We start from the raw sequence: 23,489 nt of genomic DNA, 5'->3' as shown, positions 1-23,489 counted from the left end.
CGTGTCCGGTGAGCGCACACGAGCACCTCCCGGCCAGATCGACAGATCCGGTTGAGGACCCTTGGTCAGTCAGTCGGTGGGTCAGACCCCGCCGGGAGGTGCTCACCTACATCCTCACTGTCAGTCGGGGCAGGGGGTGAGGCGAGGTCGGGATGCTCTGATGCCGACCCACGCTTCTCCGGCTCTGCCCGCAGGGAGGCGCACTGCCGTCAGGCACTCTCAACCGGGGCGAAGGGATGCGTCCTCGTCGAGGATGGTCAACCTGCCGAGGGATGCGGAGCCTCCGGAGACGACGAGCCGGACGGCCGCGCTGAACTCGGTCTCCGGGTTGGCGATGAGGGCGCCGACCTGCCCGGCGGCCGCCATCTGCTCCACCGGCGCGCCGGGGCGGACACCGATCACGAAGTCGGCGTCCAGAGGGCTTGCGGCGGTGACGCATCCGGCCGGCAGGACCCCGAGCGGTCCTTCGAAGACACGGCTCCCCTTGGGGATCAGTGATGCGAGGGCGCGGACCACGACGCGCGCGGCCGGACCTCTCACCGACACGGCCTCCATGTGCGTGAGCGCGTTCTCGATGTGGGAAAGCTGAGCCTCGGTGAGGATTCCGGAGGTGAAGAGATCGATCGCGGTCGGGCCCGGGTCGTCGCGCCGGCTCACCACGACGGAGTCGCCGACGCGGGTGACGATGGCGGCCATCCGGTCCGCCGCCGCCTCGACGGCTTCGATGGCGCGGCGGGCGACGGTGCCGCCGGGGAAGCCGAGAACCTCACGGATGCCGCGTCTGCCGCAGACGATGACCCCGGTACCGCGGATGTGCACTTCGGCGATGTCCTTGTCCTGCCACAGCTCACCGATCAGGTGCGTGCCGTCCAGCACGTGATAGATCCTCCTGCCCAGCGTCTGGTCACCGTCGGCCTCACCGATGAGCAGGTCGAGCCACATCCGACCGAGCCGCGGGCCGATCGACTCCGCGATCCGCGCGGCGTTGTCCCAGCTCGGGTCGGGCTCGTGCGGAAGGTCCGAGCTCGGGGCGGCGCCGTTCTCCGTCGTCGTCTCGGGAGACGCTTCGGGGGAGGACGCCGGTACGGACGGGGACGGTTCGCTCTCAGCGACCGTCTGTTCGATGTCGATGGACGGTGGGGTCTCCTGAGGCTCAGGAGGCGTTCCCGGAGGCGTCTCCGGCGGCGGCACCGACTTGGTGCCCGCCACGAGTTTGTCCTGCTGGGAAACCGGGTGCGGCTCTGCCTCGGACGTTTCCTCGGACGTGTCGTTCACGCCGATGGTCTCCCAGAAATCCAATCCTGAAGTGGGCTCTTCTTCGGTCGTCATCTATCGAATCCCTTCAGGTTGATCAGCTTTTTCCAGCGGCCTGCCGACGGCGGGCTCACCGGGGTGCCGAAAACGGGGTCGTCGCTGACGACTCGCAAGATCCCCCGGAGGGTCGCCTCAAGTTCCGGGCTTGTCCGCAGCTTCAGCAGCCGGTGGCCGTTCACGGCCTGCATCCATTCCTCGTCCTCGGGGATCAGGCCGACGAAGCGCCAGCCGCGCAACCGCTCCATGACCTCTTCGGGGCCGCACTCGACATCGGGACGCGCCCGGTTGAGGATCAGCGAGAACTTCTCGGGGGAGACTCCGCCGCCCTGCGAATTCTTCGGCATGGTGATCGCGGTGAGCCACGCGCGAACGGCCTCCAGCGTCACCCGGTTGGGCTCGACGGGTACCAGGATCGCGTCCGCCTCCGGCAGGATCAGGTCGGCGAAGGTCGCGTGGTGGAGTTCGGCGACCGGCGTGTCGACGAATACGAAGTCGAACGCCTCGCGCAGCACGGTGAGGATGCGGCGGTACAGCGTCGAGTTGATCATGGCCGGGTCGGCGCTGACGGCGTCCGGCGGGCCGAGCAGCGTGTACAGGCCGATCTCGGCGATGTACGCGAGATGATGGCGGACCGACCGGGGCGAGAGCGCGCCGGGCGCCTGCAGCAGATCCAGAATCGTGGGCGATCTCAGGCTGAGATACCGCCCCACATCGGCCTGCTGGAAATTGGTGTCCACCACCACGGCGGACCCTGCCCGCCCGGCGGTCTGCAGCAGCCTCGCCGTATGGACCGCGAGATTCACGGTCGTGCTCGTCTTGCCCACTCCGCCCTTCGCCGAGGCGACCGCGATCACCCGGCCGCGCCTGCCGGGCGCGCCGGGCGGCGGACCCATGGCCCCGGCCGGTGCCGCCCAGCCGTTCACAGGCGCCGCCCAGCCGTTCGGTGGCCCCGCCGGGGCGTTCGCGGGCGCTGCCCAGGCGTTCGCCGGCGGGGTTTCGGGCTGTCTCACCTCCCTGCCGTAGGCGGCCGGCGCGGGACGAGAAGGCGGCCTGCCGTTGGGAGGGGGCGGTGGTCGAGTTCGAGGACCGGCGCCCTGCCCGGCAGGCGGTCCGGGAGCCGCCCAGGGTTCCGGGGGCGGGGGCGGCTCGAACGGGAGTTCCGCCCCGGTGACGCCGAGTGCCCCCAGCAGCTCCGACATCTTCATCTGCTTCCCGGCCGCGACCACCCTCGGGTCGAACGCGCCGCCGCCTTCCGCGAAGGTCGCGTGGACGAGCACGGTGAACCCGCTGCGCGCGAGCCCGTTCGCCAGCACGACGACCCCGGCGCCCGGGAGGTCCTCGTCGAACCCGGGCGCGAACATGAACGCGGCCGGAGTGCCCACCTTGCCGTTCCTGGACAGTTCCCGGAGCTCCGAGGCGGAGGCGACGTCGTACACGACCGGGAACAGTCCGGTGTCCCGCAGCTTCTGCGCGACGCCCGGGTGCCCCGCCACGACGAGACTCGGCGCAGTGGCCATCAAGAATTTCCCTCAGAACTCTGGTCTCGGCCGGCCGACCCGGCCGGTTCTCCCAAGCAGATAGTGCGGTCAAGTGGCGCCGCCGCCAGCGCCGGGCCCGGATTGTCCGCGGACAAAGGCCGCGAGAAGACCGAGGAGGCGCGCGGACCGCGGCGCCACCGCCCGGGTGGCGCGTCCAGGCAGCCGGTGGACGAGTGCGCCGGAGGGGCTTGCGCATCCGAGCGGTGACCGCACTGTCTTCAGGCAGGCGTGGCAGAGATGAAACATGCTGAGTCGGCCGCGATGCGCCTGACCATGGGCGCCTGCCCCGCGCAGTGCGGCTCCAGCAGGTCAGGATGGCTTGTCGATGTGGCAATCGAGGATGAAATATCGTGCGCCGGGACGGTAGTAAAGTCGCGGTCGGGATCGGCGTTGCGGGTGTCGGTCTCGTGGGTATCGTCGCCATGGCGGTGGCGCTGCTGGTCGGCCTCGTTGCCCTGATCTTCAGTCCCGTTACCGGGCTCATGTCGAAGATATGCAGCCCGAGCATCGGCTCGGGCGTGGCGCATGCGCAAAAAGCGTTGGCGTCGGACGCCATCCCCAGGAAATACTTTGAGCTCTATCGACGGGCCGGAGCGGAGTGGGGCATTCCATGGAATGTGCTCGCCGGGGTCGGATACGTGGAGACGAAGCACGGCACCTTTGGTGCGTCTCGTAAAGACGGGCCGAACTTTGCGGGGGCCGCAGGTCCGATGCAATTCAAGCAGGGGACATTCAATTCATACAAGGTGGACGCCAACGGTAACGGGGCAGATCGGTACGAAGCGGGCGATGCCGTCTTCAGTGCGGCAAAGCTACTTAAGACCCAGTTCTCTTCCTATGCGGGTCTCCAGCGAAATCTGACCGCGGAAGAGTTGAAAAGAACGATCTTTGCGTACAATCACGGGCCTGGAGCTGCCTACCGCCCCTCGGACACGTACGTTAATGATGTGCTGGCTGCGGCCAACCTTTACGCTAAGAAGTATCATCTGACGTCGGACAATTATCTGGATTCGAGCCTGTGTTCGGCGGGGCTGGTATCAGGGTCCGGGCCCTTCGGACGTCGCATCGCCGAGAAGGCCGCATATTATGCGAAACCGGGCCCGGGGCAGCCGCATCCGGCCACATCGCTGGGCGTGAAAGTTCCTTATATATGGGGTGGCAACGGCCCTCCTGGCGGCTTCGACTGCTCCGGCCTGGCGGTGCGTGCCGTCAATGAAGCCTCTGCGGGAAAGGTCTCGCTGCTTCGAACGACGCAGGCCATGTGGCGGGGACAAAAGGGAGTCGTCAAGATCGGCGGAGACCGCAAAGACCTGGTGCGCCCCGGGGATCTGCTGTTCTTCAATGATCCGAATGCGCCGACGCACATGGCGATCTATTACGGCGTGTTCAAAGGCACCCGGTGGATGGTGGAAGCCCCGCGCCCGGGTAAGTTCGTGCAATTCGCCGATTTTGACGCCAGGGCCGAGTATGTGGGCGCCCTTCGAGTCACGCCGCCACCCGGCATGGAGGGCAGGTCCCCGGGGACGGTGCGGGCGATGTCTCGTCCCGGTCCACGGGGTGGCGTGGCATGACCGGGGTGTCGGTGACGGGAGTTCGTTCCGTGTTGTGCGTCGTGTCGGCGGTCGCTCTGGTGAGCGGCTGTAGTGCCGGGGAGCGGGTACGGCCGGGCACGAGGTCATTCGAACCGGGCGCGAAGACCCTGATTCCGGCGATCAGCGCAGGCTCGCCGTCGCCATCGCGCAGTCCTCGGATACCCGGGGGCCTGCCGGATCCGGACCGGATCGACCAGAAGGACGCGACGGCGGTGTCGCGGGCGGCGTTGACCGTCATGTACACGGTCGACAGCACCGTCGATTCGGGATTGCGAGATGCGAGACTGCGTGCGGCCCGCTATCTCGCCCCGGCCTACGCAGCCGAGATCAAGGCGGAGCCCGTGCAGTACATACCTGAGGAATGGAGGCAGCACCGGGCCTATCTCGCGGTGCGGCTGAAACGGCTCGCCCCGGAGGCGGGAGTCCCGTCCGACGGGCCTGCCGCCGCCTACCGCGAATGGGGAATGACCACGGTCCCCACGGGGCGGGACCGCTGGCGCGGCACCAGCAGGGAATCGGTGGTCTACATGTCGCTCACGAGGTCGTCGAAGAATGCTTCCTGGCGAATATCCGATGTCACCGTTCAAGATGCGAAATAGCCGGAACGTGGCCGAGCTCGGAACGGAATTCGAAGTGAGGAGCGCTCGTGAGTGATGACGATGACGGTGCGGTGTACACGCTCTTCATCGGTATCGCCCTTGTGACCGTCCTTCTGGGTAACGCGGTCAGTTTCGTGACCTGGCTGGCGGGCCAGGTGTCCGGGCTGCTCACGGGCGGCGGCTGGCCGGACTCCAGTCCGAAGGACTTCCTGAGCGTCGCCTTCCATTTCGTTCGGCATCCCGGCGATCCGCACGGTGCGTGGCCGCCGGCGGCGGCGGCCGCGATGGGGCCCGCCCCGGTGTTCTTCGGCCTGCTGATCGTTTTCCTCGTCCTGGTGGCGGTGGGCGGTTACGTCCTGGTGCGGGTGATCCTGAACGTGCGGCGGCGCCGGTCGTTCCGGCGGCTGCGCCTGGGGTTCGCGTCCGGGTGGGAGGTCCGCAGACTGCTGAGCGCCCAGACCGTCCTGAGCAAGACGCGGCAGGTCCGGCCCTCCATCGCGAACCTCCCCGCACGCCAGGTGAGGCCCGAGGAAGTGGGCTTCCTCCTCGGACGAGATATCAGGTCCCGGCGGAAGCTGTACGCCTCCGTCGAGGACATGGCGATCGTCGTCGCGGCGCCGCGGCAGGGGAAGGACGTGCACTTCGTCACACCGTTCACCATCGACGCGCAGGGACCGTGCATCGTTACCTCCACCCGCCGGGAGACCTTCGTCAATACCGCGATGGCACGGGCGCAGTTCGGCGAGGTGTACGTGTTCGATCCGTACAACTTCACCGCGTGGCCGAACCGGTTGCGCTGGTCACCGCTGGACGGATGCGAGGACCCGAATGTCTGCGCGGTGAGATCCGGGACCCTGGTCGCCGAGAGCGGTTTCCAGATCGGGATCGAGGGGGCAGGCGTACTCGGCGGGGTGATCACCATCATCCGCTGCCTGTTCCACGCCGGAGCGATCGGCAGGGTCAACTTCCGGGAGGTGATGGGCTGGGTCTACGAGGCCAACGCCGACGAGCCCATGGCTATCCTGCGCCGGGGCGAGCGCGAGGGCAGGGTCGCCGAGGGATATTCGTCCCAGCTGGAGTTCAACAGGCAGGACGAGCGTGTCTGGTCCGGTGTCATCCAGGTCATGAGCTGTTTCTCGGATCCGCGCGTGCTGGCGGACTGCTCGCCGCTCCCCGGCGAGGAGTTCGACTTCGGCGAGTTCATCAGGGGCCGCAACACCATGTACTTCATCGGCAAGCAGCAGACCGACTACGGGGGGATCGCGCCGATCGTCACCACGATGATCGAACAGTTCTTCCGGTCGGCTCGCGGTGCGGCGATGCAGGAGCCGACCGGCCGGCTCGACCCGCCGCTGACCTTCGAGTTGAACCAGGTGACCGACATGTGCCCGCTGGGCGGCCTGCCCACCTACATGGGCGAGTCCGGTGGTTACGGCATCACCGTGCACGTCTACCTGACCTCACTGGCGGAAGCACGTACCAAGTGGGGGGCCGACGGGACCGCGCGCCTGTGGGACAACGCCACGGTCCGGATCATCTCGGGCGGTACCGGTACGGCCAAGGACCTCGAAGAACTCTCCGATCTCGTGGGCAAGCACGACGGGAAGCCGGCACTGCAACCCGAAGAGCTCAGGACCATGCCGTTCGGTCGCGCGGCTGTCGTTGCCGGCACCGCACGTCCGGTCGAAATGTGGCTCACCCCTTGGTGGAAGCGCAAGGACCGGGACGCGATCTCCAGAGGCAGGCATGCCGTCGAGGAGATGATCCGGAGGTACGACCCGTCCGAGATCGCCTACGCTGAGGACGCTCCCACCGTGGCTGCGCCGGATGAGGAGAACCCCTGGCCCGCGTTGTGAGGCGCGGGCCTGCGACCCTGCCGTTACCTCCCCCCTTCCGGATCCGTCATCACCCGTGACAGGTTCCCTTTGTGGAGGCTGACTAGTTGCGGGAGGTACCAACATGACCGGACTTGTTCCAGATGAGGTCGTGGCGGAAGCCTTCGAAGACCAGCGCGGGCGCCTTGTGGCGGTCGCCTCCCGGATGCTCGGGTCGCGGGCGGACGCCGAGGACGCCGTCCAGGAGGCATGGCTGCGGCTCGCGCGCCAGGACGCGGCCGCGATCGACAACCTCGCCGGCTGGCTGACCACCGTCGTGGGCCGGGTGTGCATCGACATGCTGCGTGCGCGCAAGGCCAGGCCGGAGGCATCGTACGAGGACCGGCTGCCGGAGCTGGTGGTGACCGAGGACAACGACCGGGCTCCCGAGGACGACGCGCTGCTCGCCGATTCGGTCGGGGTGGCGCTGCTGGTGATGCTCGATGCCCTCCGCCCCGCCGAGCGGCTGGCCCTGGTGTTGCACGACATGTTCGCGGTGCCGTTCGAGGACATCGGCCAGATCATCGGCAGGTCCGCGGACGCCAGCAAGATGCTCGCGAGCCGTGCCCGCCGAAAGGTCCAGGAGACGCATCGTCCGGTCGATGAGCGCCGGCAGCGGCATGCGGTCGTCGATGCGTTTCTGGCCGCGGCGCGGACCGGGGACTTCGAAGGGCTGCTGCGGGTGCTCGATCCGGAGGTGACGTGGCGTGCCCACACGTCGCGCGGCCTGGTCGTCAGGGTGGGGTCCGCCAAGGTCGCCGACAGGGCCCAGCACGGGATCAAGGCGAAGCTCACCGTGCGCCGCGTTCTCGTCAACGGTGAGCCGGGGGTGGCGGCCTGGGACACCAGCGGCAAGCCGCGGGGCGTGATGACGTACACCGTGGTCGGGGGCCGGATCGTCGAGATCCTCTCGGTGACGGACCCGGAACGTCTCGCGGCGGTGGACGGGCTCGGCTCATTGCCGGCCGGGTGATCGCCACCGCGCGGAACGGGTCTCTCCGGCATGGATCAGCCGCCGGCCTCGCTGAGTGAGGTGGTCACGACGGGCCGAGTGCCGCGGTGGGTGACTACGTCGGGTACAGGGAGCGGTTGTCCACCGCGGTGCGGCGCCGCGAGATCCCCTCCAGTGACGTGGTCATGGTCGTGGCCTTCGGCGATCCGCTCCACCCGCTGCGGTTGCCCCGAGGCGCGGCAGGAGAGCGCTACACCTGTCTGGTCGTGGCACTGCACGACAGCGTGGCGGTCATCGAGCACAGCGGGCTGCAGCACGGGGTCGCGATCCGGCTCAGTCCGCTGCGGGCCTCGCCACCGACCTGGCCGAGCGGCTTGCCGTCGCATCCGGTTGGACGGCGCGTTTCGAGATCCTGAACACCACCCTCACCGCCCTCTCCACCGCCGGCCCGGCGCCGGATCCCGCGCTGCGGTGGGCGTGGCAACGGCTCAAGACCAGTGCCGGAGCCACCTCTGCGCCGCGCTGGCCGGACGGATCGGCTGGAGCCGAGCGCACGCTCGGCCTTCTCGCCGACCCCGCCAAGGGGCTCGCCGACATCGCCGCCCAAGCCGGGTACAGCGACCAGGCCCACCTCAGCCGCGACGTGCACGTCTTCGCTCAGCGCACTCCCGGCGAACTGGCCGCCAACCTGCGGTCGGCCACGCCTCGGTGCCCTGCTGTCGCGCTCGGCTCCCCGCCCTGCGTTCGCAGCATGTCGCATTCGTTCAATCCGGTGCTCTCCACTGCCGAATAGCGTCCGGCACATGGAGACCAACACGAACGTCCCAGCGCAGTACCGCAGCGGAACACCCCTGATCGCCGTCCATGACGCTCCCGGCCTGGACTTCTACCAAGCCGCCTTCGACTCCTCGATCATCCTGGCCTGTCGAGACGCCGAGGCCGTGCGAGCAAAAGCCGTCGCGGCCGGGCCCGGTCGCTGGCCCCGGTCCAGGACGACTTCAGCGGAGGCCGGCACGGACTTGTGGAATGTCCCTTCGGGCACCGGTGGCTGCCCTCCTCCCGGACCGAGGACCTCACGTGACCTTGACGATGGCCCGGACGGCGTCCCTCCTGTCAGCCACGACGTCGCCCGCGACCCGGTTCGGCCCGCTCTAGTGGTCCTGCTCGGATGACCGCGTCGGGGTGGCGGCGATCTGGGTGATGAGGAAGTCGAGGCGTTCCTCGTCCGGGGGGAGGCGGCCGCTGTCCGACAGGACCGCTATGCCGTGCAACGCGCTCCAGGTGACTTCGGCGAACAGTTCGCGTCGCTCGTTGTCCGGGCGGAAGCAGTAGACGAACTCGTCGAAAACGGCCCGCAGCGGGGGCGGTGTCTCGGCACTCCCGAACTTCAGATCGGTGGGCAGGACGAACATGCCCTGGTACAGGACAGGTCGCTCGGTCGCGAACTCCAGGTAGGCGTTGCAGACGGCACGTAGGGCGTGTGCGGGCTCGACGGCGTCCTGCCGTGCGTGGCGCATGCCTGCGGCGAGTTCATCGAAGCCGTCCAGGGCGACGGCGCGCATGATGGCGTCCTTGCCGTCGAAGTGGCTGTACAGCACCGGCTGGCTGTACTCGACGCGTTCGGCCAGCCGTCGTGTCGTCACGGCCTCCCAGCCTTCGGTCTCCGCGAGTTCGCGCGCGACCGTGATGATCAGCTGATGACGGTGGGCGCGTTCACGTTCGCGGCGCTCGCTGATGGCGGACATGGGTGGCATCATAGCAACGCTAGACATTCTGTCGACGATAGATTAACGTCGCTACATCAGCTAGCGCTGCTAGATAATGCGCCGTCGCCAAGAAGGGGAAACAGGCCATGCTCACCAGCGTCACCAACGTGCTCGCCGGACTGATCGGCGTAGGCAGCATCTTCATCTGCGTACGCGTCTTCTGGGCGCCACAGGCAGCAGTCGGCTTCGGCATACCCGGGCACGCCGGCCGAGGGCCGCAGCTTCCAGGCCCGGCCGCCCGTCAATACCCTGCGCGACATGGCCAAGGGGCAACCGCAGCGGTGATGCTGGCGATCAGAGTGCTCCTGCTCGTCGCGTGACCGCTTGTCGCGCCGCGCCGGTCGGAGGTCGGGTCCACCGACGGCTGCTCCTGGCGGCCGTACCGGTTACCTCGGCCCTTCCGGACTCGTCGTAGGAGGACCGGCCGCCTGAGCCGGTGGTGACAGAGGCCGACGAGCCGGCTGAACCTGCCGGCGTGCACCGTGGCCGATGGTCGGATCGTCGATCTTTCACCGGCTCTGACCTACAGGGAACCGGATCCGGGCGTGCGGACAATAACAGGGTGATCTGCATTGACGTTGGGGAAGGTCCACGATGACGAGAATGAAGCCGCGGTGACCGCCGGAACGTTTCTGCAGGCGTTCAGGCAGCGCGACCGCCGCGACGCCTACGCCTGTACGGCGCCCCACCGCCGGTCTGAATGTTCCTGGGTGCCGGTGGCCGACGGCACTTGCGGTCTTTGCCCTTGCCCGGACGGTCGGGGCCATGACCCCGCGTGCAACTGCGGACGAACATCTGCGGAGTGGCGTGCCGTCACTGACGTGGCAGCGGATGCGAGTCACCGAGCGTTGACACAAAAGACCCTGGAAAGCAGGAAGATGACTGTGGCAGGTTTCTACCGGCCCATCCATCAGTCCTCACCCCCGCACCGGGCATCAGGAGATTCTCCCGACCAGCGACCCAGGTCAAGGCCCGGTCCACCCCCTCCCACGTCCGGGATGGCCTCGGTCGTGGCCTTCGTGGCACCGCTGGCCTTCTGCCTGTCAGAGAGCATCCCCGTGGTGTTGGCGGGGGTCGGGGCAGTGCTGCTGAGCAAGGTGCTGGTCCCACGCCGACCCCTGCGATGGTCCACGGCCGACATGATCGGCACGATGCTCGCGCTGTTGATCGCCGGCGTCCTGGCCGGTTCCATGGGCCTGCCCTCTTCGGCGCCGAGCACCGCCCAGATCGGTGTCCTTGTCGCCGGCGCGCTGGCGATCGAGACCGTCTTGAGCCGGTCCGTGCGGTCGACATTGATCGGCGAGGGGCTGGCCAGGGCGAGCTGCGCCGTCGTGTTCGCGGTGCTGATGCTGAAGGCGCTGCGCGGCGGGGAGCCGGTGTGGGGGCTGCTGGCCGTGATGCCCGTCCTGGCGTACTACCTGGACACCAGAGTCCTGCCGAGCAGGGAGAGCACGCCGGCCACCGCGCGACAGCTGCTCCGGCTGCCCGGCCTGATCGCGGCGCATCGGACGACCGTCGAGGATCTGGTCTCGTTCGTCGAGGGCCTGCAGCCGATCATTGGGTCCGACCTGGTGTGGCTGCACATGTCGCTGCCGTCCGGGGTGGTGCTGGTCGAGGCGTCCGCCGATGGCGGCGTCCGGCGGGAAGGGTGGGCCGACGGTCAGCGTGGGTTCACGCGGCCGGCGGGCGGCGAGCGTCCCGAGACGATTCGGCGGGAGGCGCTGCCGGCCGGCTGGCGCGCGGGTGTCCACGTTCCGCTGCTCGCTCCGGACGGACGTGACGCCGGGTACCTGCTGCTCGGCTGGACACGCTGGAGCGGCTGGTATCTGGCGCGCTGGACGGTCGCCGGCATGCTGGGTGGAGCGGTGACCAGCACAGGCCGTGCGCTGGGGGCCTTCTGGGCCAACGTCTGGGCCGCCCACGACCTTGAGGGCGAACGTTCCAGGCTCAGCGCGGCCATCGATCAGTCCGGCGTCGCCATCCTGGCCCTGGACCCCTCCGGTCAGGTCGTGGTCTGGAACGCCGCGATGGCGGACCTGACCGGCACGCGTACCGCCGATGCGCTCTTCCGGCGGCCCGCGGACCTGTTCACCCTGACCGACGAGAACGGCTCGGCGGTCAGACTCATGGACGGGGTGGACGGCAGCGCCCAGCTGACCACGTCGGCGGACCGTTCCCTATGGGTCGAGATCTCCTCCTCGGCTCCGGATGATGTCGGCACATCGGGACTGCTGACCGCGGTATTCGTGGACAAGTCCGCGAATCGTCAACTGGAGTACATGCGGCACCTGCTCCTGGTTTCGGTCCATCACGAGTTGCACGGCCCGCTCACCAGCATCAGCGGTCATGCCCAGCTGCTCGGCACGGCGTCGGTCGGTGAACGCGAGACGGCCTCGCTGACGGCCATCACCGACGCCGTGGAGATGATGCACCACGTCATAGCCGACCTCGTCCTGATCCTCGGCGAGGACCCGGCCGCTCGCCTCACCCCCGCGCGCGAGCCCGTCGACCTGCCACCGCTGCTCCGGCGGACCCTGCAGGGCGTTCCGTCGGTGACCGTCCGCACGACCATGCTCGTGCCGCCTGAGATGATCGTGCTCGGCGATCCGGTCCGGTTGCGGCAGTGCCTGCTCCTGCTGCTGGGCAACGCCGAGAAGTACGCCCCCGAAGGCAAGATCACCATTACTCTGCGCAAGGACGGCGACCACGCTGTGATCAGCGTTTCGGACGAGGGGCCGGGGATTCCGGACGACGAACGCCGGCTGGTCCTGCGGCCGTATTATCGGTCGGCCGACGCACAGGACCTACCCGGATCGGGGATGGGCCTGCACATCGCCGAGGTGATGATGACCGCCATGCAAGGCCGGATCGAACTGGGGTCCGCGCCGGCCGGAGGTCTTCAGGCGGACCTGTGGATTCCCCTCGCGCCCACCGACCACGGAGACCACGGCCGGGAGGAGGGAGACCGTCCTTCCGGCCACGGGCCCCCGCTGTGATCGCTGACTAGTTTCCGGCCAGCTCGGACAGAACCCGCCGCAGCTCCACGAGGTCGAAAGGCTTGCCGAGGACCCGGGTCAGCACCCCGTCGTCGAGGTCGCGGGAGGCGCGGGCGGCCGCCGTCAGCATGAGGACGGGCAACGCCGCGGTACGCGTGTCACGGCGGAGCCGGGTCAGTAGATCGGCACCGTCCATGTCCGGCAGCATCCGGTCGAGGATCAGCATCTGCGGAGGGTCGGCTCCGGTGACCTCACGCCATCCGGTGGCGCCGTCCCCGGCCAGGACCGGCTCATGCCCATCGCGTTCCAGGACCGTGCAGAGCAGTTGCCCGACCCGAGAATCCTCGACGATCAGCACCCGCATGTTCGCCCTTCCGGTCGGGGGACAACCGCGATATCGCTGGAGACGTTGCGAGGGAGGGTACCAGCGCCCTCCGGCCCCGCCGTCCCTCGGACCCGCGCGGTGCCCGAGCGGAGGACGATCATGTGCGCGGGGGTGAACGCCAGTCCACCACTTCGGCTTATGTCCGGTTTTGGCTGGTGTCTTTTCGATAACATGGAGTTGTGGCACGGGTGCTGGTGGTCGATGACGACGCACGGCTTGTGAAGGTCGTGGGAAGCCTTCTGCGCAGGCACAACCATTCGGTGGAGTCGGTGCCCAACGGGGAGCTGGCCCGCCATGTGCTGCATCGCGGCGACATCGACATCGCCCTGCTGGACGTGAACCTCCCGGACGTCAACGGCCTGTCCCTCGTCCTCCAGCTCCGCGAGGAGGGGAACGACGTACCCGTGATCCTGCTGACCGTCCGGACCGAAGTGCACGACCAGGCTCTCGGTCTGCGGCTCGGCGGGGACGACTACATCGCCAAGCCCTTCGACCCGGAGGTGCTGCTCGCACGGATCGAGGCCGTCCTGCGGCGCAGTACGGGGAGCACGTCCCAGCGGGCCGAGAACCCGCGTGCGGACCAGCTGGAGTTCCCGCCCATAATGATCGATCTCGCCGCACGCCAGGTGTTCGATAACGGAGTGCCGGTGCGGTTGGCGCCCATGGAGTACGCCGTCCTGGAGTTCTTGGCGATCAACCGGGGCCGTGCGGTGTCCAAGGAGGAGCTCATGCTGCACGTGTGGGGCACCAGCCGGGGCATCTCGCGGACACTCGCCGAGCACATCTCCCGGTTGCGCCGCAAGCTGGGCGATGGCCTGATCATGACCCAGACGGGTTACGGGTATCTCATTCCCGCGGCTCCGGGGGACTCCGCAGCCACAGGTCGGTGACCAGGGCGGTGCCCTCCTCCAACCGGGACCACATCTGGTGGCCGTTGACCTGCATGGTCGTGCACCAGCGGGCCAGCCCGAGGTCGACGCCGACCCCGTTCTCGACGCGCGCGGGCCAGGGCAGGCCGACACGTGCGCGCAGTCGTTCGAGAGCGGGGCCCCGCAGGTCGGCGGAGACCGAACGTACGGTGTGGACGGTGAACTCATCCCGTTGCCGCACGGTGACCCGCTGTTCGATGAGGGGGCCCATCAGCGCGGCGTGGGTGCTGAGCGCATCGGCCACGATCCGGTCGGCGGACTCCTCCGGTGCCTGCGAATCCTCAAGATCCGTGAGCAGCCTGGCGAGCCCGTCAACGGCCGAGCCGAGCATCTCCGCGTCCTCGTCGGCCTCCGCGCCGGCCGTCTCGTCGAGGAGCCCGACCGTGACGGACGCGATGGTGAGCTCGCCCGCCATGCGGTGGGCGAATCCTCGGGCGAAACGGCGGTTCCAGCGGCCCTGGCCTGTCCCGTCATCGTGGTTGAAGACCACCGCGGAGGCGCCGGACACCGGAACCGCGGTGGCGGAGCCACTCGTGAACGTCGTCTGCCAGGTCAGGGCCTGACCCGCGACGACCAGCGGATGCCGGTCCACTGCCGTGCCGTCGCCGCTGGCCAGATCCTCCACCCGGCTGGGCGGCACCCCCGCCTGTGAGTGGACGAACGTGAAACCCATCGGACCTTTGTACCTCAGCGCTCGGCCGCAGCGGTCCGCACCGCCGCGAACTGACCGGATACCGTCCGCGGGACGGCGGCGTCCATGGGCGTCCCGCCGAGTGGGGACCTGGGCCCCGGATCGCTGAGGATCGTTCGCACCGTATCGGTTTCCTCTCGTCTCGCGGACGCGCGTGATGCCGCCTGCCATCACCAGGACATCAGGCACTTCCCGCTCGTCTTCTAGAGTCCGTCCGCTCGCGAATCGGCAACCCGCCGCCGCTCTATTCCGGACGATTAGCCCCACCTTGCACACCACAAGTGCACTGGGAGGACACCGGCGAATCAATGCGATGCCCACCAGTGATCAATGTTTTGTCAACGGAATTGCATCTCGCCACCGTCCGCTGGCCGGGAGCGTGCAAACGATCTTCGGGTGCTCACCTGGGCAGTCGGCTGCTCCCGCCTCTTCAAGGGGTGACGAGGACGGCCGCTCCCGTGCGCCGAACACCGTCACCGGCCTGTCAACGGCCTCTTTCTGAGCCGCGCGATCTTGGGCATCGTCGCATCGAAGCTCGCCAGGGAGAGAGATGGACATCGTGCAACCGACCGGCGACGGACGCCCCGCCACGCAGTCCCACGACCGGAACGAGGAATACTTTGCTCGACGCATAGAACTCTTGGACCGGATAGCCGTGCTGCGGGCCAAGGCGGAGACCGGCGAAATCGACGAAGTGTCGGAGCTCGCCTTGCGGCGGGACAAACGGGAACTGGATGACCTCACCTCCGAGATCATGGTCGCCAATTACGGGCTTGTGCGCCGGTACGTCGCCATGTTCACCTCACGGTCGAGTGAGCACAGCGAGGACTTCCAGAGCGCCGGCAAGGTCGGCCTGCTGTGGGCCATCTGCTCGTACGACCCCGCCCGGGGCTCGTTCGCCAGCTGGGCGTTCAGGCCGATCCAGCGGGAAGTCCTGCGGGCCGTACGTGATGCCGACCACCCCAACCTCAACCTCAGCGACTTCGAGAAGCGCCCGATCATCCTCGCCGCCGAACGGGCCCTTCTGGAGATAGCCGGCGCGGACGCCGTCCCGGACTACGCCGAGATCGCCCGACGGGCCGGAGTGACGATCGCACAAGTGCACCGCGTCCTGGACGCGCCCCGCTTGGAAAGCCTCCACGCGCCGATCGGAAACCAAGGTGAGGGCGTGGTCCCCTGGGAGGACCGGCTGGCCGATCCGTCCTCGAGTATCGAGGAGCAGGTGCAACTGCGGTTCCACCTGCGCGCCCTTGCCCGTTACGGGCTGCCGAGGCTCGACGACCGTGAGCTCTATGTGCTGACGCGACGGTTCGGCCTGGGCGGCGAGGAGGAGCAGCCGCTGCGCATCATCGGTGAACAACTCGGGTTGTCTCGCGAAGGGGTGCGGCAAATCCAGCAGAAGGCGCTCGCCAAACTCAACGAGCCCGTCGCCGACGCGGTATGACCGGATCGCTGCCAGGGACACCCCGCCGTTACATGCCATGAAGAAAAGGGAATTCGCATGAACAAGATCCCTGGTACGACCTCGATCCCGCCGGTGGACGAAGCGGCTTGGTACGTCCTTTTGCACGATCCCACGCTCGGACTGGTGCGCGCCGCCGAGGGGCTCCTGCGCGCAGCCCTCACGGGCTGGGCCATACGGAACTACCGCGTTATCGTAACGGCGCAGGTCGTTGTCGGTGAACTGGCCGGAAAGGCGGTGCGCATCGCGCAGGCCGCGGGCCGGTCCGATGAGCTGGAGGTCATGATCCGACTCGTCCGCAGGAAAGAGAAGCGGTACGTCCGGGTCGAGGTCTTCCACCAATTCTCGGAACCGGCGGATTACGAGAGCCGACTGGGCGATCTCACTGATCTCGACCTGCCCGCCGCCGAGTTCGGGTGCCTCCTCGTGTCCGGCGGCACCCGCGTGTGGGCCGAAGTCGACGCGGCCGGCGGTTCGATCTCCAATGGGGAGGCTCCACCGTCCGACGAGTTCTGGCCCCGATGACCGGAACGGCCGGCCGCGGCGCCTGACGTCCCGCGGAGGCCGCCTGGAAGCGCACGGTAGGCGACATGGGAACAGCACAACGCGTCCTGGTGATCGGCGACATCGAGATCGCCCGGCTCGCCTGTACATCACTCACCCGGCACGGCAGCGAGGTCACCCACCTTTTCCAACCCAGCGAGAATGAACTGCGATTGGCCCTGACCGTCGAACCGCATGCGGTCGCCGTCCTCGTCCGCAGCGACGTCACCGCCCTGCGGTACGCGCTGCTGGTCGAGCACCTGCGTCCCCGCATCCGCCTGGTGGTCATGCTCTTCGACCGGACGGTCGCCGACCAGCTCCTGAAGACCGTTCCCAACTGCCAGGTGACCTCCCCGGCCGACATCTCCGTACCCGCGATCATCGGGGCGTGCCTGGACACGGCGGTCCTCGCCGTCGACGTCCGCGGCCGCCCGGCAAGGGTGCTCGTCGAGACCGCCGACGGCGTCACCGCCGACGTCTGGCGGGCCGATCCCCTTCCGCGCAGGCTCGCGCGCGCCTTCACCCGCCAGTTCCGTTCCCACGATCTGACCAGCCGCATTCTGCTCACCGGTCTCGCGGGCCTGAGCATCACCCTGCTGCTGGAGTGGCTGCTGGCCGTCCTCGTCCTGCATCAGCCGGCCGTCGCGGCCTTCTACTCCGCGACCCGTGTCGTCGCCACGGTCGGCCCCAGCGAATCCCATCCCGCACCAGGCTGGTACCTCGTCCTGTCCGGCGTCGGGATGCTGCTGACGATCGGCTACGGCGCCCTGTTCACCGCCGGGATCGTCAACCGGTTCCTGTCCGACCGCAGCATCGACATCATCGGTCCAAGGACCCTGCCCACCCGCGATCATGTCGTCGTGGTGGGGCTGGGACAGGTCGGTCTTCGTCTGTGCATGGCGCTGCGATGCCTGCGCATACCGGTCCTGGCGGTGGAACGCGATCCCAGGGCCACCAATCTGCGGCTTGCCAAGGCCGCCGGGATCCCCGTGCTGATCGCGCACGCCGAGGACCGTGAAGTGCTCGGCAGGCTCTCCCTGCACCGGGCCAGGGCGTTCGCCGCCATGGGCGCCGACGACCTGGACAACGTCGAAGCCGCCATCGCGGCGCTCGCCCTGGTTCCGGATCTGCGGGTGGTGATGCGCGCCGGCGACCACACCGTGATCACCGAGACCAGGTCGCTGTTCCCGATCGGCGACGTCTGCGACATCTCAGCGATGACGGCCCAGGCGGTCGCCGCGGGCGTGAACGGTTCGGCGGCGGACTTCGTCTACCCGTACGGCGGGAAACTGGTCACCCATCCTCCCGCCGAGTCCATGCCGGGGACCGGCGGCCATCCTGTCTCCAGATGCGATTGTCCAGCACCGTCCCCGGTGTGAGGCGGTCGTCGCGGCCGCGAGCGTCCGCCCCTGCCCGCACGGGGCTCGTCAGATGGCGGATGAGTTCGCGCAGCGTCGGCCAGGCGGTGTCCGGAGCGCCGTCCGTGAGCCGGTACCAGGCCCCGGGCTCGGCGGGGTCACCGATCAGCTGTGCCCGTACGGGGGCGGACAGTACGCGCCGCGTCCCCGTTTCGGCGATGCCGGACGGGCCGATGGCCATGGCGACCGGAGTCGGGTGGCCCAGCCGGCGGGCCGGATGGGTGAGGTCCGCGCGGCCCGGTGCCCAGTAGGCCGTGAGGGTGCTGAGCGCGGTGGTCGAGGCATGCTGGCCGGCCAGTTCCGCGAGGGTGTCCAGGGTGTCCGGCGACAAGGTTCCGCCGGGCCGGGACATCACGAAGGTGATCTCCTCCTTGACGCCCGAATCGACGCGGGCGACGCGGACGGTGCCGGCGAAGGCCGGGCCCGTGCCCCCGTGGCCGCCGGTGAACACCAGCCAGGTCGCCCGGGGCGTGCGGCGGCGGCACAGGGCGGTGATGGCGGCACGGTCCCACCGCGACAGGGCCGGCTCGGCGGTGCCCCAGCAGACGGGCGCGGCGCCGGCGAGCGCCTTGGCCAGCCCCTCGACCGCCGCGCCCAGTTCCAGCTCCGCCGTGGCGTCGTGAACGACGCGGAGATCGACGATCACGTGGTGGCCGAGCACCGCGCCCGCCTCGTCCCCGGTGCCGTGCAGGAACGTGCTGGACGGGCCGTCCGTCCGGGCCCGCTCGGCGGGGACGAACTCCATGCCGTCCCAGTCGAGCGGGAGCCCTGTGAAGCCTTCGTAGTGGCCGTCGCCCGGTTCCCGCACGACCCATCTCATCTTGGAGCCGCCGAGCGCCATCCGCAGCGGCAGCGTGATCCGGCCGTCGTGCGGGGTGAGCACCTGGAGGGAGAGGCCGCTCTCCGCGCAGCGTGCCATCGCGTCGATGAGCCATGACGACATGGGCACGAGTGCGCGGTTCTGGACGACGACCGCGCTCCTCGCCGTGATCACGTCGACGGCCGGATGTCGGCTCATGCCGTCTCCCGGTCGCCGCGGGGAGGGGAGGGGGGCCATACCGCGCCGCCCAGCCGCTCGACCAGCGCCGCGGCGAAGCGGTGCGCGAGGGCGGGGGCGGGGGCGCCCCCTGCGGCACGTGCCTCCACCCACCAGTACGGCAGGGTCAGGCCGGCGGTGACGGTGGTCCCGAGCAGCCTTTCCACCTCGCCGGTGACCTCCACCGGCTGGGCGGCCTCGATGCTCACGAGCGGCCGGCCGGTCTCGTCGCAGAGCTGGATGATCGCGCCGTCGCCGGAGCCGCGGACCCGCAGGGTGTCATCGGCCGCCACCATGGAGTCGACCAAGCTCTGCGCATCGGGCGCCAGCTGGGTCAGCACCACCAGGTCGTAGGTCACCTGACCTCCGGAGCGCTCGCCGCCAGGTCTCCGGCGGGGATGGTGACCGGCTCGTCCGGGAGCGCTGTCTGCACCAGCCGGGGGCTCTCGCCGCGGCGGAGCCACAGGCCCCGTCCCGGGGGCTGCGGATCGGCGTAGACGCGCGGGAACAACTGCCCCTCCGACCGGTCGCCGGACATCAGCAGTGTCCCGGTACCGATCTCCCGCATCGCCTGGACCAGCGGTTCGTAGAGGCCGTGGGAGGCCCCGGCGACGCGCCGGGTGACGATGATGTGCAGCCCGATGTCGCGCCCGCCGGCGATGAACGGGACGAACGCCGCGAGCGGCTGCTGCCCGGCCGCCGTGAGGAGGTCGTAGTCGTCCACCAGCACGACGACGCGCGGTGCGGGAACGACGTTGGCGGCCCCCGCCTCGTCCGGCATCCGCTGCGCCAGTTCCGCCACCACGCCGCCCGCGAGGCCCGCGCACACCCGCGGGGTGGCGGCGTATCCGCCGACGTAGGGCTCGGGGATCGCGTCGCGCAGTGATCGGCGCGGGTCCATGACCGCGAACACCAGTTCGCCGGGTTTGTACCGGGCCATCAGCCCGCTCGCGATGAGCCGCAGCAGGGTGGACTTGCCGCAGCCGCCGTCGCCGAGCACGAGCAGGTTCTGGTCGGCGCCGAACAGGTCCAGCGACACCGGGGCGAACGATCTCTCGTCCATGCCGATCGGCACGAGCCGCGGCTCCTCGTCCGGGCCCGGCAGGTCCGCCGCGGGGAGACGATGCGGCAGGACGCGGACCGGCGGCGCCGCCGGCCCGGTCGCAGCGCCGCTGATGGCGCGCACCGCCGACTCCACCGCCTCGCCGAGCGAGGACGGGTCAGGCCGGGCACCGAGCGCCGGCACCGCGACGTGCCCGAACAGCTTGCCGTCGGTGAGGGCGCGCCCGGGAAGTTCCGCACTGATCGTCTGGGCGAGCTTGCGGTCCACGGTGGAATCGGAGGCGTCGTTCAGCCGCAGCTCGATCCGCCGGCCGAAATTGGACTGCGCCGCGATCCGCACGTCGTTCCAGCGCAGCATGCCGGCGATCACGTGCACTCCGTACCCGCCGCCGCGGCGCAGCAGGTCGGAGACCATCTCGTCGATCTCCTCGAAGTCGGCCCGTACCGCTCCGAACCCGTCCACGAGGAGGACGACGTCGGCGCACGGCAGCTCCGGAAGCAGGCCGTCCGCGTGCATCCGGCGCATCCGCGCCACCCCGTCGACCCCGCGGTCCCTGAACACCTCCTGGCGCTGCTCCAGCATCCCGTGCACCTCCTCGACCGTGCGCCGGACGCGCTCGCGGTCGGTGCGGCCGGCGACGCCGCCGACGTTCGGGAGCCCCTCCAGCGTCCGCAGCCCGCCGCCGACGAGGTCCAACCCGTACACCGAGACCTCCTCGGGAGAGCGGGTGAGGGCCAGTGAGAGCGCGATGGTGCGCAGCAGTGTGGTCTTGCCGGTCTGCGGGCCGCCGATGACCGCGACATGCCCGCCGGCCGCCGCCAGATCCAGCCGCCAGACGCCCTGCCACTGCCGGCGGGCGTCGTCCAGCAGGCCGATCGGTGTCGCCAGACCCGTGCCGGCGGCGCCCGGCAGGCGCACCCCGGCCTCGGTGACCTGGACGGGACCGCAGCCCTTGTCCAGCGTGACGAGGGACGGCAGCGGCGGCAGCCATATCGTCTGGATCCGGCGGCCGTGCCGGGTCAGCGACCTGACCGCCACGTCCAGCAGCGTCGGCCCGGACGTCCGCTCCGGCAGGGTGAGCCCGTCGCCCTCGGGTTCGCCTGATCCTGCGGGGCCGTCCGCGGTCTCACCGATGCTGGTCACCGGGTAGGGGCGGATCTGCGGAGCCTCCGCGTCGTCCTCCTCCGCGTCGGCCCCGTCCCGGTACGGGCCCGACACGTAGCCGCCCTTGAACCGCAGGTAGATGCTGGTGTCGACTTTGAGATACCCGAAACCGGGCAGTGCCGGCAGGTGGAAGGCGTCCGCTGTGTCGAGGACGGTCCGGCTCTCCTCCTCCGAGAACGTCCGCAGCCCGATCCGGTAGGACAGAAAGGTCTCCAGGCCGCGTAGCTTGCCGCTCTCGACGCGCTGGCTGGACAGCAGCAGGTGCACGCCGATGCTGCGGCCGATCCGGCCGATGGACAGGAACAGCTCGATGAAGTCGGGCCGTGCGGCCAGCAGCTCACCGAACTCGTCGATGATGACCAGCAGGTGCGGCAGCGGCGGCAGGTCGGGCCGCTCCGCGCGCAGGTGGTCGTAGTCGCCGATGCCGGCGATGTTGCCGGCGTCCCGCAGCACCTGCTGGCGGCGCTGCACCTCGCCCGCCAGGCTGGCGTAGGCGCGTTCGATGAGGCCCGCGTCGTCCTCCAGGTTGGTGATCACCCCGGCGACGTGCGGAAGCCCCTCGAACGGCGCGAACGTCGCGCCGCCCTTGTAGTCCACCAGCACCATGCTGACCTGCTCGGGGGAATGCGTGCACGCGAGGGCGAGTACGAGCGTCCGCAGCAGTTCGCTCTTGCCGGACCCGGTCGCGCCCACGCACAGCCCATGCGGGCCCATCCCGAGGCTCGCCGCCTCCTTCAGATCGAGGATCACCGGCCGGCCCGTGTCGTCCAGCCCGATCGGCACCCGCAGGAACGTGCGCTCGGCGCGCGGCGCCCACAACCGCGCCACATCCACGTCGGCCGGGTCGTCCAGGCCGACCAGCGCGGCGAAGTCGACCTCGCCGCGCTGCGCCGTCGTCTCCTCGGCGGACTCGCGGGACAGCCGCAGCGGAGCGAGCATGCGGGCCAGCCCCTCCAGCATCCCGGGCGGGACGTGGTCCACGGTCCCCGCCATCGTCACCGGGGCCTCGCCGCGCAGGTCGGTGACCTCGACGCGGTCACCGTCCACCAGGATCCGCACGCTCACCTCGTCCGGCTCGTGCTCCCGCCGCTCCACCAGGTGCACCACGGTCGCCGCGAAGTCGGCCACCGGCAAGCTCTCGTCCGGACGGACGAGGCCGGTGGCCGGTGCGCCGTGCATGTCATGGATCACCAGGAGGCGGCGCTGGAAGCTCAGCGACTCGCGCGTCCCGAGTCCCCGCCGCACCTCCGCCGCGACGTCGGCGCGGGCGCGCAGGTCGTCGGCCAGCAGCCCGGCGAGTCGCAGCGGGCCGTCCGCGACGAGCCGCGCGGGGACACCGCCGTCCCGACGGTGCCTGTCGAGCGCGTGCGGCAGCCACTTCAGCCAGTCGACGTCGGGCACGCGTTCGCCGCCGTAGGCGACGGCCACGTCGTCGGGCGCGTGAAAGCAGGCGAGTTGCGCGAGCATCGCGCGCAGCACCCGCATCGTGTCCTCGCGAGGCCCCACCACGCTGACGTCGCCGGCCATGTCGAGCGGGAGGACGAGCGGCATGTCGGGCGCCGTCCGGAACCGGCCGGCCAGCGCCTGCGCCTCCGCCCGCATGAACGGGTCGGGCGGGGTCATCGCCGAGTTCTTCTCATCGACCTCCAGCGGATGCCAGGGCACCAGGCCGGTCCCGACGCGGACCCGCAGGAAGTCCGGATGGCGGCGCCGCCGCTCCCACAGCCGGGCGGGATCGCGCACGACGTCGTACAGCGCCTCGGGCGGCGGGTCGAGCACCCTGGCCTCGGCCCGGCCTTCCCGCTCCTCCTCGGCGAGCGTCTCCCGCAGCTCCTCCAGATACTCCAGGTACCGCTCACGCTGCCCCCGCCGCTTCCGCGACACCTGCCCGCGCCGCGACACCAGCAGTGCGACACCCGCCAGCGCCGCCACCACCAGCAGCACCGCGCCCAGCGCCATGAACGCGGGGTTGCGCAGGACGGTCATGATGGTGAGCGAGCACATCATGCCGACCATGGGCAGGATGCTCATCAGCTGGTTGGCCGAGTCGCCCCCCTCCGGTAGGTCGGGTGGTGCCTCGATCCGCCGGGCGGGACGCTCCGGCAGGGGGTGAACGGCCCGTGCGGGCCGATGGACGAGCCGCGTCGTCACGGTCTCTCCCTCACGC

19 protein-coding genes are annotated in these 23,489 nt (G+C 69.6%); 11 read left to right on the top strand and 8 right to left on the bottom strand.

All coding sequences use genetic code 11. The features are described from left to right. Positions 1 to 219: 219 nt before the first annotated feature. Positions 220 to 1,329 (bottom strand): hypothetical protein, encoded by a 1,110-nt coding sequence (locus tag E1293_RS10960; protein WP_132196582.1) that lies wholly within the window; start codon positions 1,327 to 1,329, stop codon positions 220 to 222. Further along, the gene (locus tag E1293_RS50160; protein ID WP_132196580.1) at positions 1,326 to 2,831 is read right to left on the bottom strand and encodes a CpaE/TadZ family protein; all 1,506 of its coding nucleotides are present in this window, start codon (positions 2,829 to 2,831) and stop codon (positions 1,326 to 1,328) included. The genes E1293_RS10960 and E1293_RS50160 overlap by 4 nt, the downstream gene beginning before the upstream one ends. A gap of 371 nt (positions 2,832 to 3,202) precedes the next feature. On the opposite strand from E1293_RS50160, the gene E1293_RS10950 reads away from it, so the two are divergent. From E1293_RS10950 to E1293_RS10930, 5 genes are all read left to right on the top strand, one after another. Further along, positions 3,203 to 4,423 (top strand): C40 family peptidase, encoded by a 1,221-nt coding sequence (locus E1293_RS10950; RefSeq protein WP_132196578.1) that lies wholly within the window; start codon positions 3,203 to 3,205, stop codon positions 4,421 to 4,423. Continuing rightward, positions 4,420 to 5,043 carry a hypothetical protein gene (locus E1293_RS10945; protein ID WP_132196576.1) on the top strand — a complete coding sequence of 208 codons (624 nt, stop codon included), beginning with the start codon at positions 4,420 to 4,422 and terminating at the stop codon, positions 5,041 to 5,043. The genes E1293_RS10950 and E1293_RS10945 overlap by 4 nt, the downstream gene beginning before the upstream one ends. 47 nt (positions 5,044 to 5,090) lie before the next feature. Further along, complete coding sequence (locus E1293_RS10940) at positions 5,091 to 6,899, top strand: type IV secretory system conjugative DNA transfer family protein (RefSeq protein ID WP_132196574.1); 1,809 nt, start codon at positions 5,091 to 5,093, stop codon at positions 6,897 to 6,899. A 103-nt stretch (positions 6,900 to 7,002) separates the two neighbouring features. Beyond that, complete coding sequence (locus E1293_RS10935) at positions 7,003 to 7,890, top strand: sigma-70 family RNA polymerase sigma factor (RefSeq protein WP_132196572.1); 888 nt, start codon at positions 7,003 to 7,005, stop codon at positions 7,888 to 7,890. A gap of 86 nt (positions 7,891 to 7,976) precedes the next feature. After that, complete coding sequence (locus E1293_RS10930) at positions 7,977 to 8,285, top strand: hypothetical protein (protein WP_132196570.1); 309 nt, start codon at positions 7,977 to 7,979, stop codon at positions 8,283 to 8,285. Positions 8,286 to 9,020: 735 nt separating this feature from the next. On the opposite strand, the gene E1293_RS10925 is transcribed toward E1293_RS10930, so the two are convergent. Further along, a complete protein-coding gene (locus E1293_RS10925) occupies positions 9,021 to 9,614 on the bottom strand; it encodes a TetR/AcrR family transcriptional regulator (RefSeq protein WP_132196568.1) in 594 nt (197 codons plus the stop codon). A 107-nt stretch (positions 9,615 to 9,721) separates the two neighbouring features. On the opposite strand from E1293_RS10925, the gene E1293_RS10920 reads away from it, so the two are divergent. Both E1293_RS10920 and E1293_RS10915 read left to right on the top strand, forming a co-directional pair. Beyond that, positions 9,722 to 9,955 (top strand): hypothetical protein, encoded by a 234-nt coding sequence (locus E1293_RS10920; RefSeq protein ID WP_132196566.1) that lies wholly within the window; start codon positions 9,722 to 9,724, stop codon positions 9,953 to 9,955. A gap of 678 nt (positions 9,956 to 10,633) precedes the next feature. Continuing rightward, positions 10,634 to 12,631, top strand: coding sequence for a PAS domain-containing sensor histidine kinase (locus E1293_RS10915; RefSeq protein WP_165978169.1), 1,998 nt, complete (start codon positions 10,634 to 10,636; stop codon positions 12,629 to 12,631). 7 nt (positions 12,632 to 12,638) lie between these two features. On the opposite strand, the gene E1293_RS10910 is transcribed toward E1293_RS10915, so the two are convergent. Then, on the bottom strand, positions 12,639 to 12,995 hold the full coding sequence (locus tag E1293_RS10910) for a response regulator (RefSeq protein WP_132196562.1): 357 nt from the start codon (positions 12,993 to 12,995) through the stop codon (positions 12,639 to 12,641). 200 nt (positions 12,996 to 13,195) lie between these two features. Between E1293_RS10910 and E1293_RS10905 the strand changes: the two genes are divergently transcribed. Further along, positions 13,196 to 13,906: a response regulator transcription factor gene (locus E1293_RS10905; protein ID WP_132196560.1), complete on the top strand. Its 711-nt coding sequence runs from the start codon at positions 13,196 to 13,198 to the stop codon at positions 13,904 to 13,906. Here the strand turns inward: E1293_RS10905 and E1293_RS10900 are convergent. Beyond that, positions 13,863 to 14,618, bottom strand: coding sequence for a hypothetical protein (locus E1293_RS10900; protein WP_132196558.1), 756 nt, complete (start codon positions 14,616 to 14,618; stop codon positions 13,863 to 13,865). The two genes, E1293_RS10905 and E1293_RS10900, sit on opposite strands and share 44 nt — an antisense overlap. A gap of 568 nt (positions 14,619 to 15,186) precedes the next feature. Here E1293_RS10900 and E1293_RS10895 point away from each other — a divergent pair. The 3 genes from E1293_RS10895 (at position 15,187) to E1293_RS10885 (ending at position 18,020) form a co-directional block, all read left to right on the top strand. Further along, positions 15,187 to 16,080, top strand: coding sequence for a sigma-70 family RNA polymerase sigma factor (locus E1293_RS10895; protein WP_132196556.1), 894 nt, complete (start codon positions 15,187 to 15,189; stop codon positions 16,078 to 16,080). Between the two features lie 57 nt (positions 16,081 to 16,137). Continuing rightward, on the top strand, positions 16,138 to 16,623 hold the full coding sequence (locus E1293_RS10890; protein WP_132196554.1) for a hypothetical protein: 486 nt from the start codon (positions 16,138 to 16,140) through the stop codon (positions 16,621 to 16,623). A gap of 65 nt (positions 16,624 to 16,688) precedes the next feature. Next, complete coding sequence (locus E1293_RS10885) at positions 16,689 to 18,020, top strand: NAD-binding protein (RefSeq protein WP_132196552.1); 1,332 nt, start codon at positions 16,689 to 16,691, stop codon at positions 18,018 to 18,020. On the opposite strand, the gene E1293_RS10880 is transcribed toward E1293_RS10885, so the two are convergent. Genes E1293_RS10880 through eccCa form a run of 3 tightly spaced genes read right to left on the bottom strand, consistent with a single transcriptional unit; the run spans position 17,935 to position 23,473 of the window. Continuing rightward, on the bottom strand, positions 17,935 to 19,077 hold the full coding sequence (locus E1293_RS10880; RefSeq protein ID WP_132196550.1) for a DUF6177 family protein: 1,143 nt from the start codon (positions 19,075 to 19,077) through the stop codon (positions 17,935 to 17,937). The two genes, E1293_RS10885 and E1293_RS10880, sit on opposite strands and share 86 nt — an antisense overlap. Further along, a complete protein-coding gene (locus tag E1293_RS10875) occupies positions 19,074 to 19,454 on the bottom strand; it encodes a hypothetical protein (protein WP_132196548.1) in 381 nt (126 codons plus the stop codon). Before E1293_RS10875 ends, E1293_RS10880 begins: the two co-directional genes overlap by 4 nt. Beyond that, complete coding sequence (gene eccCa / locus E1293_RS10870; RefSeq protein WP_132196546.1) at positions 19,451 to 23,473, bottom strand: type VII secretion protein EccCa; 4,023 nt, start codon at positions 23,471 to 23,473, stop codon at positions 19,451 to 19,453. Before eccCa ends, E1293_RS10875 begins: the two co-directional genes overlap by 4 nt. Positions 23,474 to 23,489: the final 16 nt, after the last annotated feature.

The organism is Actinomadura darangshiensis (genome assembly GCF_004349235.1).
In the GTDB taxonomy this organism is placed as follows: domain Bacteria; phylum Actinomycetota; class Actinomycetes; order Streptosporangiales; family Streptosporangiaceae; genus Spirillospora; species Spirillospora darangshiensis.
This window is presented reverse-complemented; position numbering and strand designations above follow the sequence as displayed.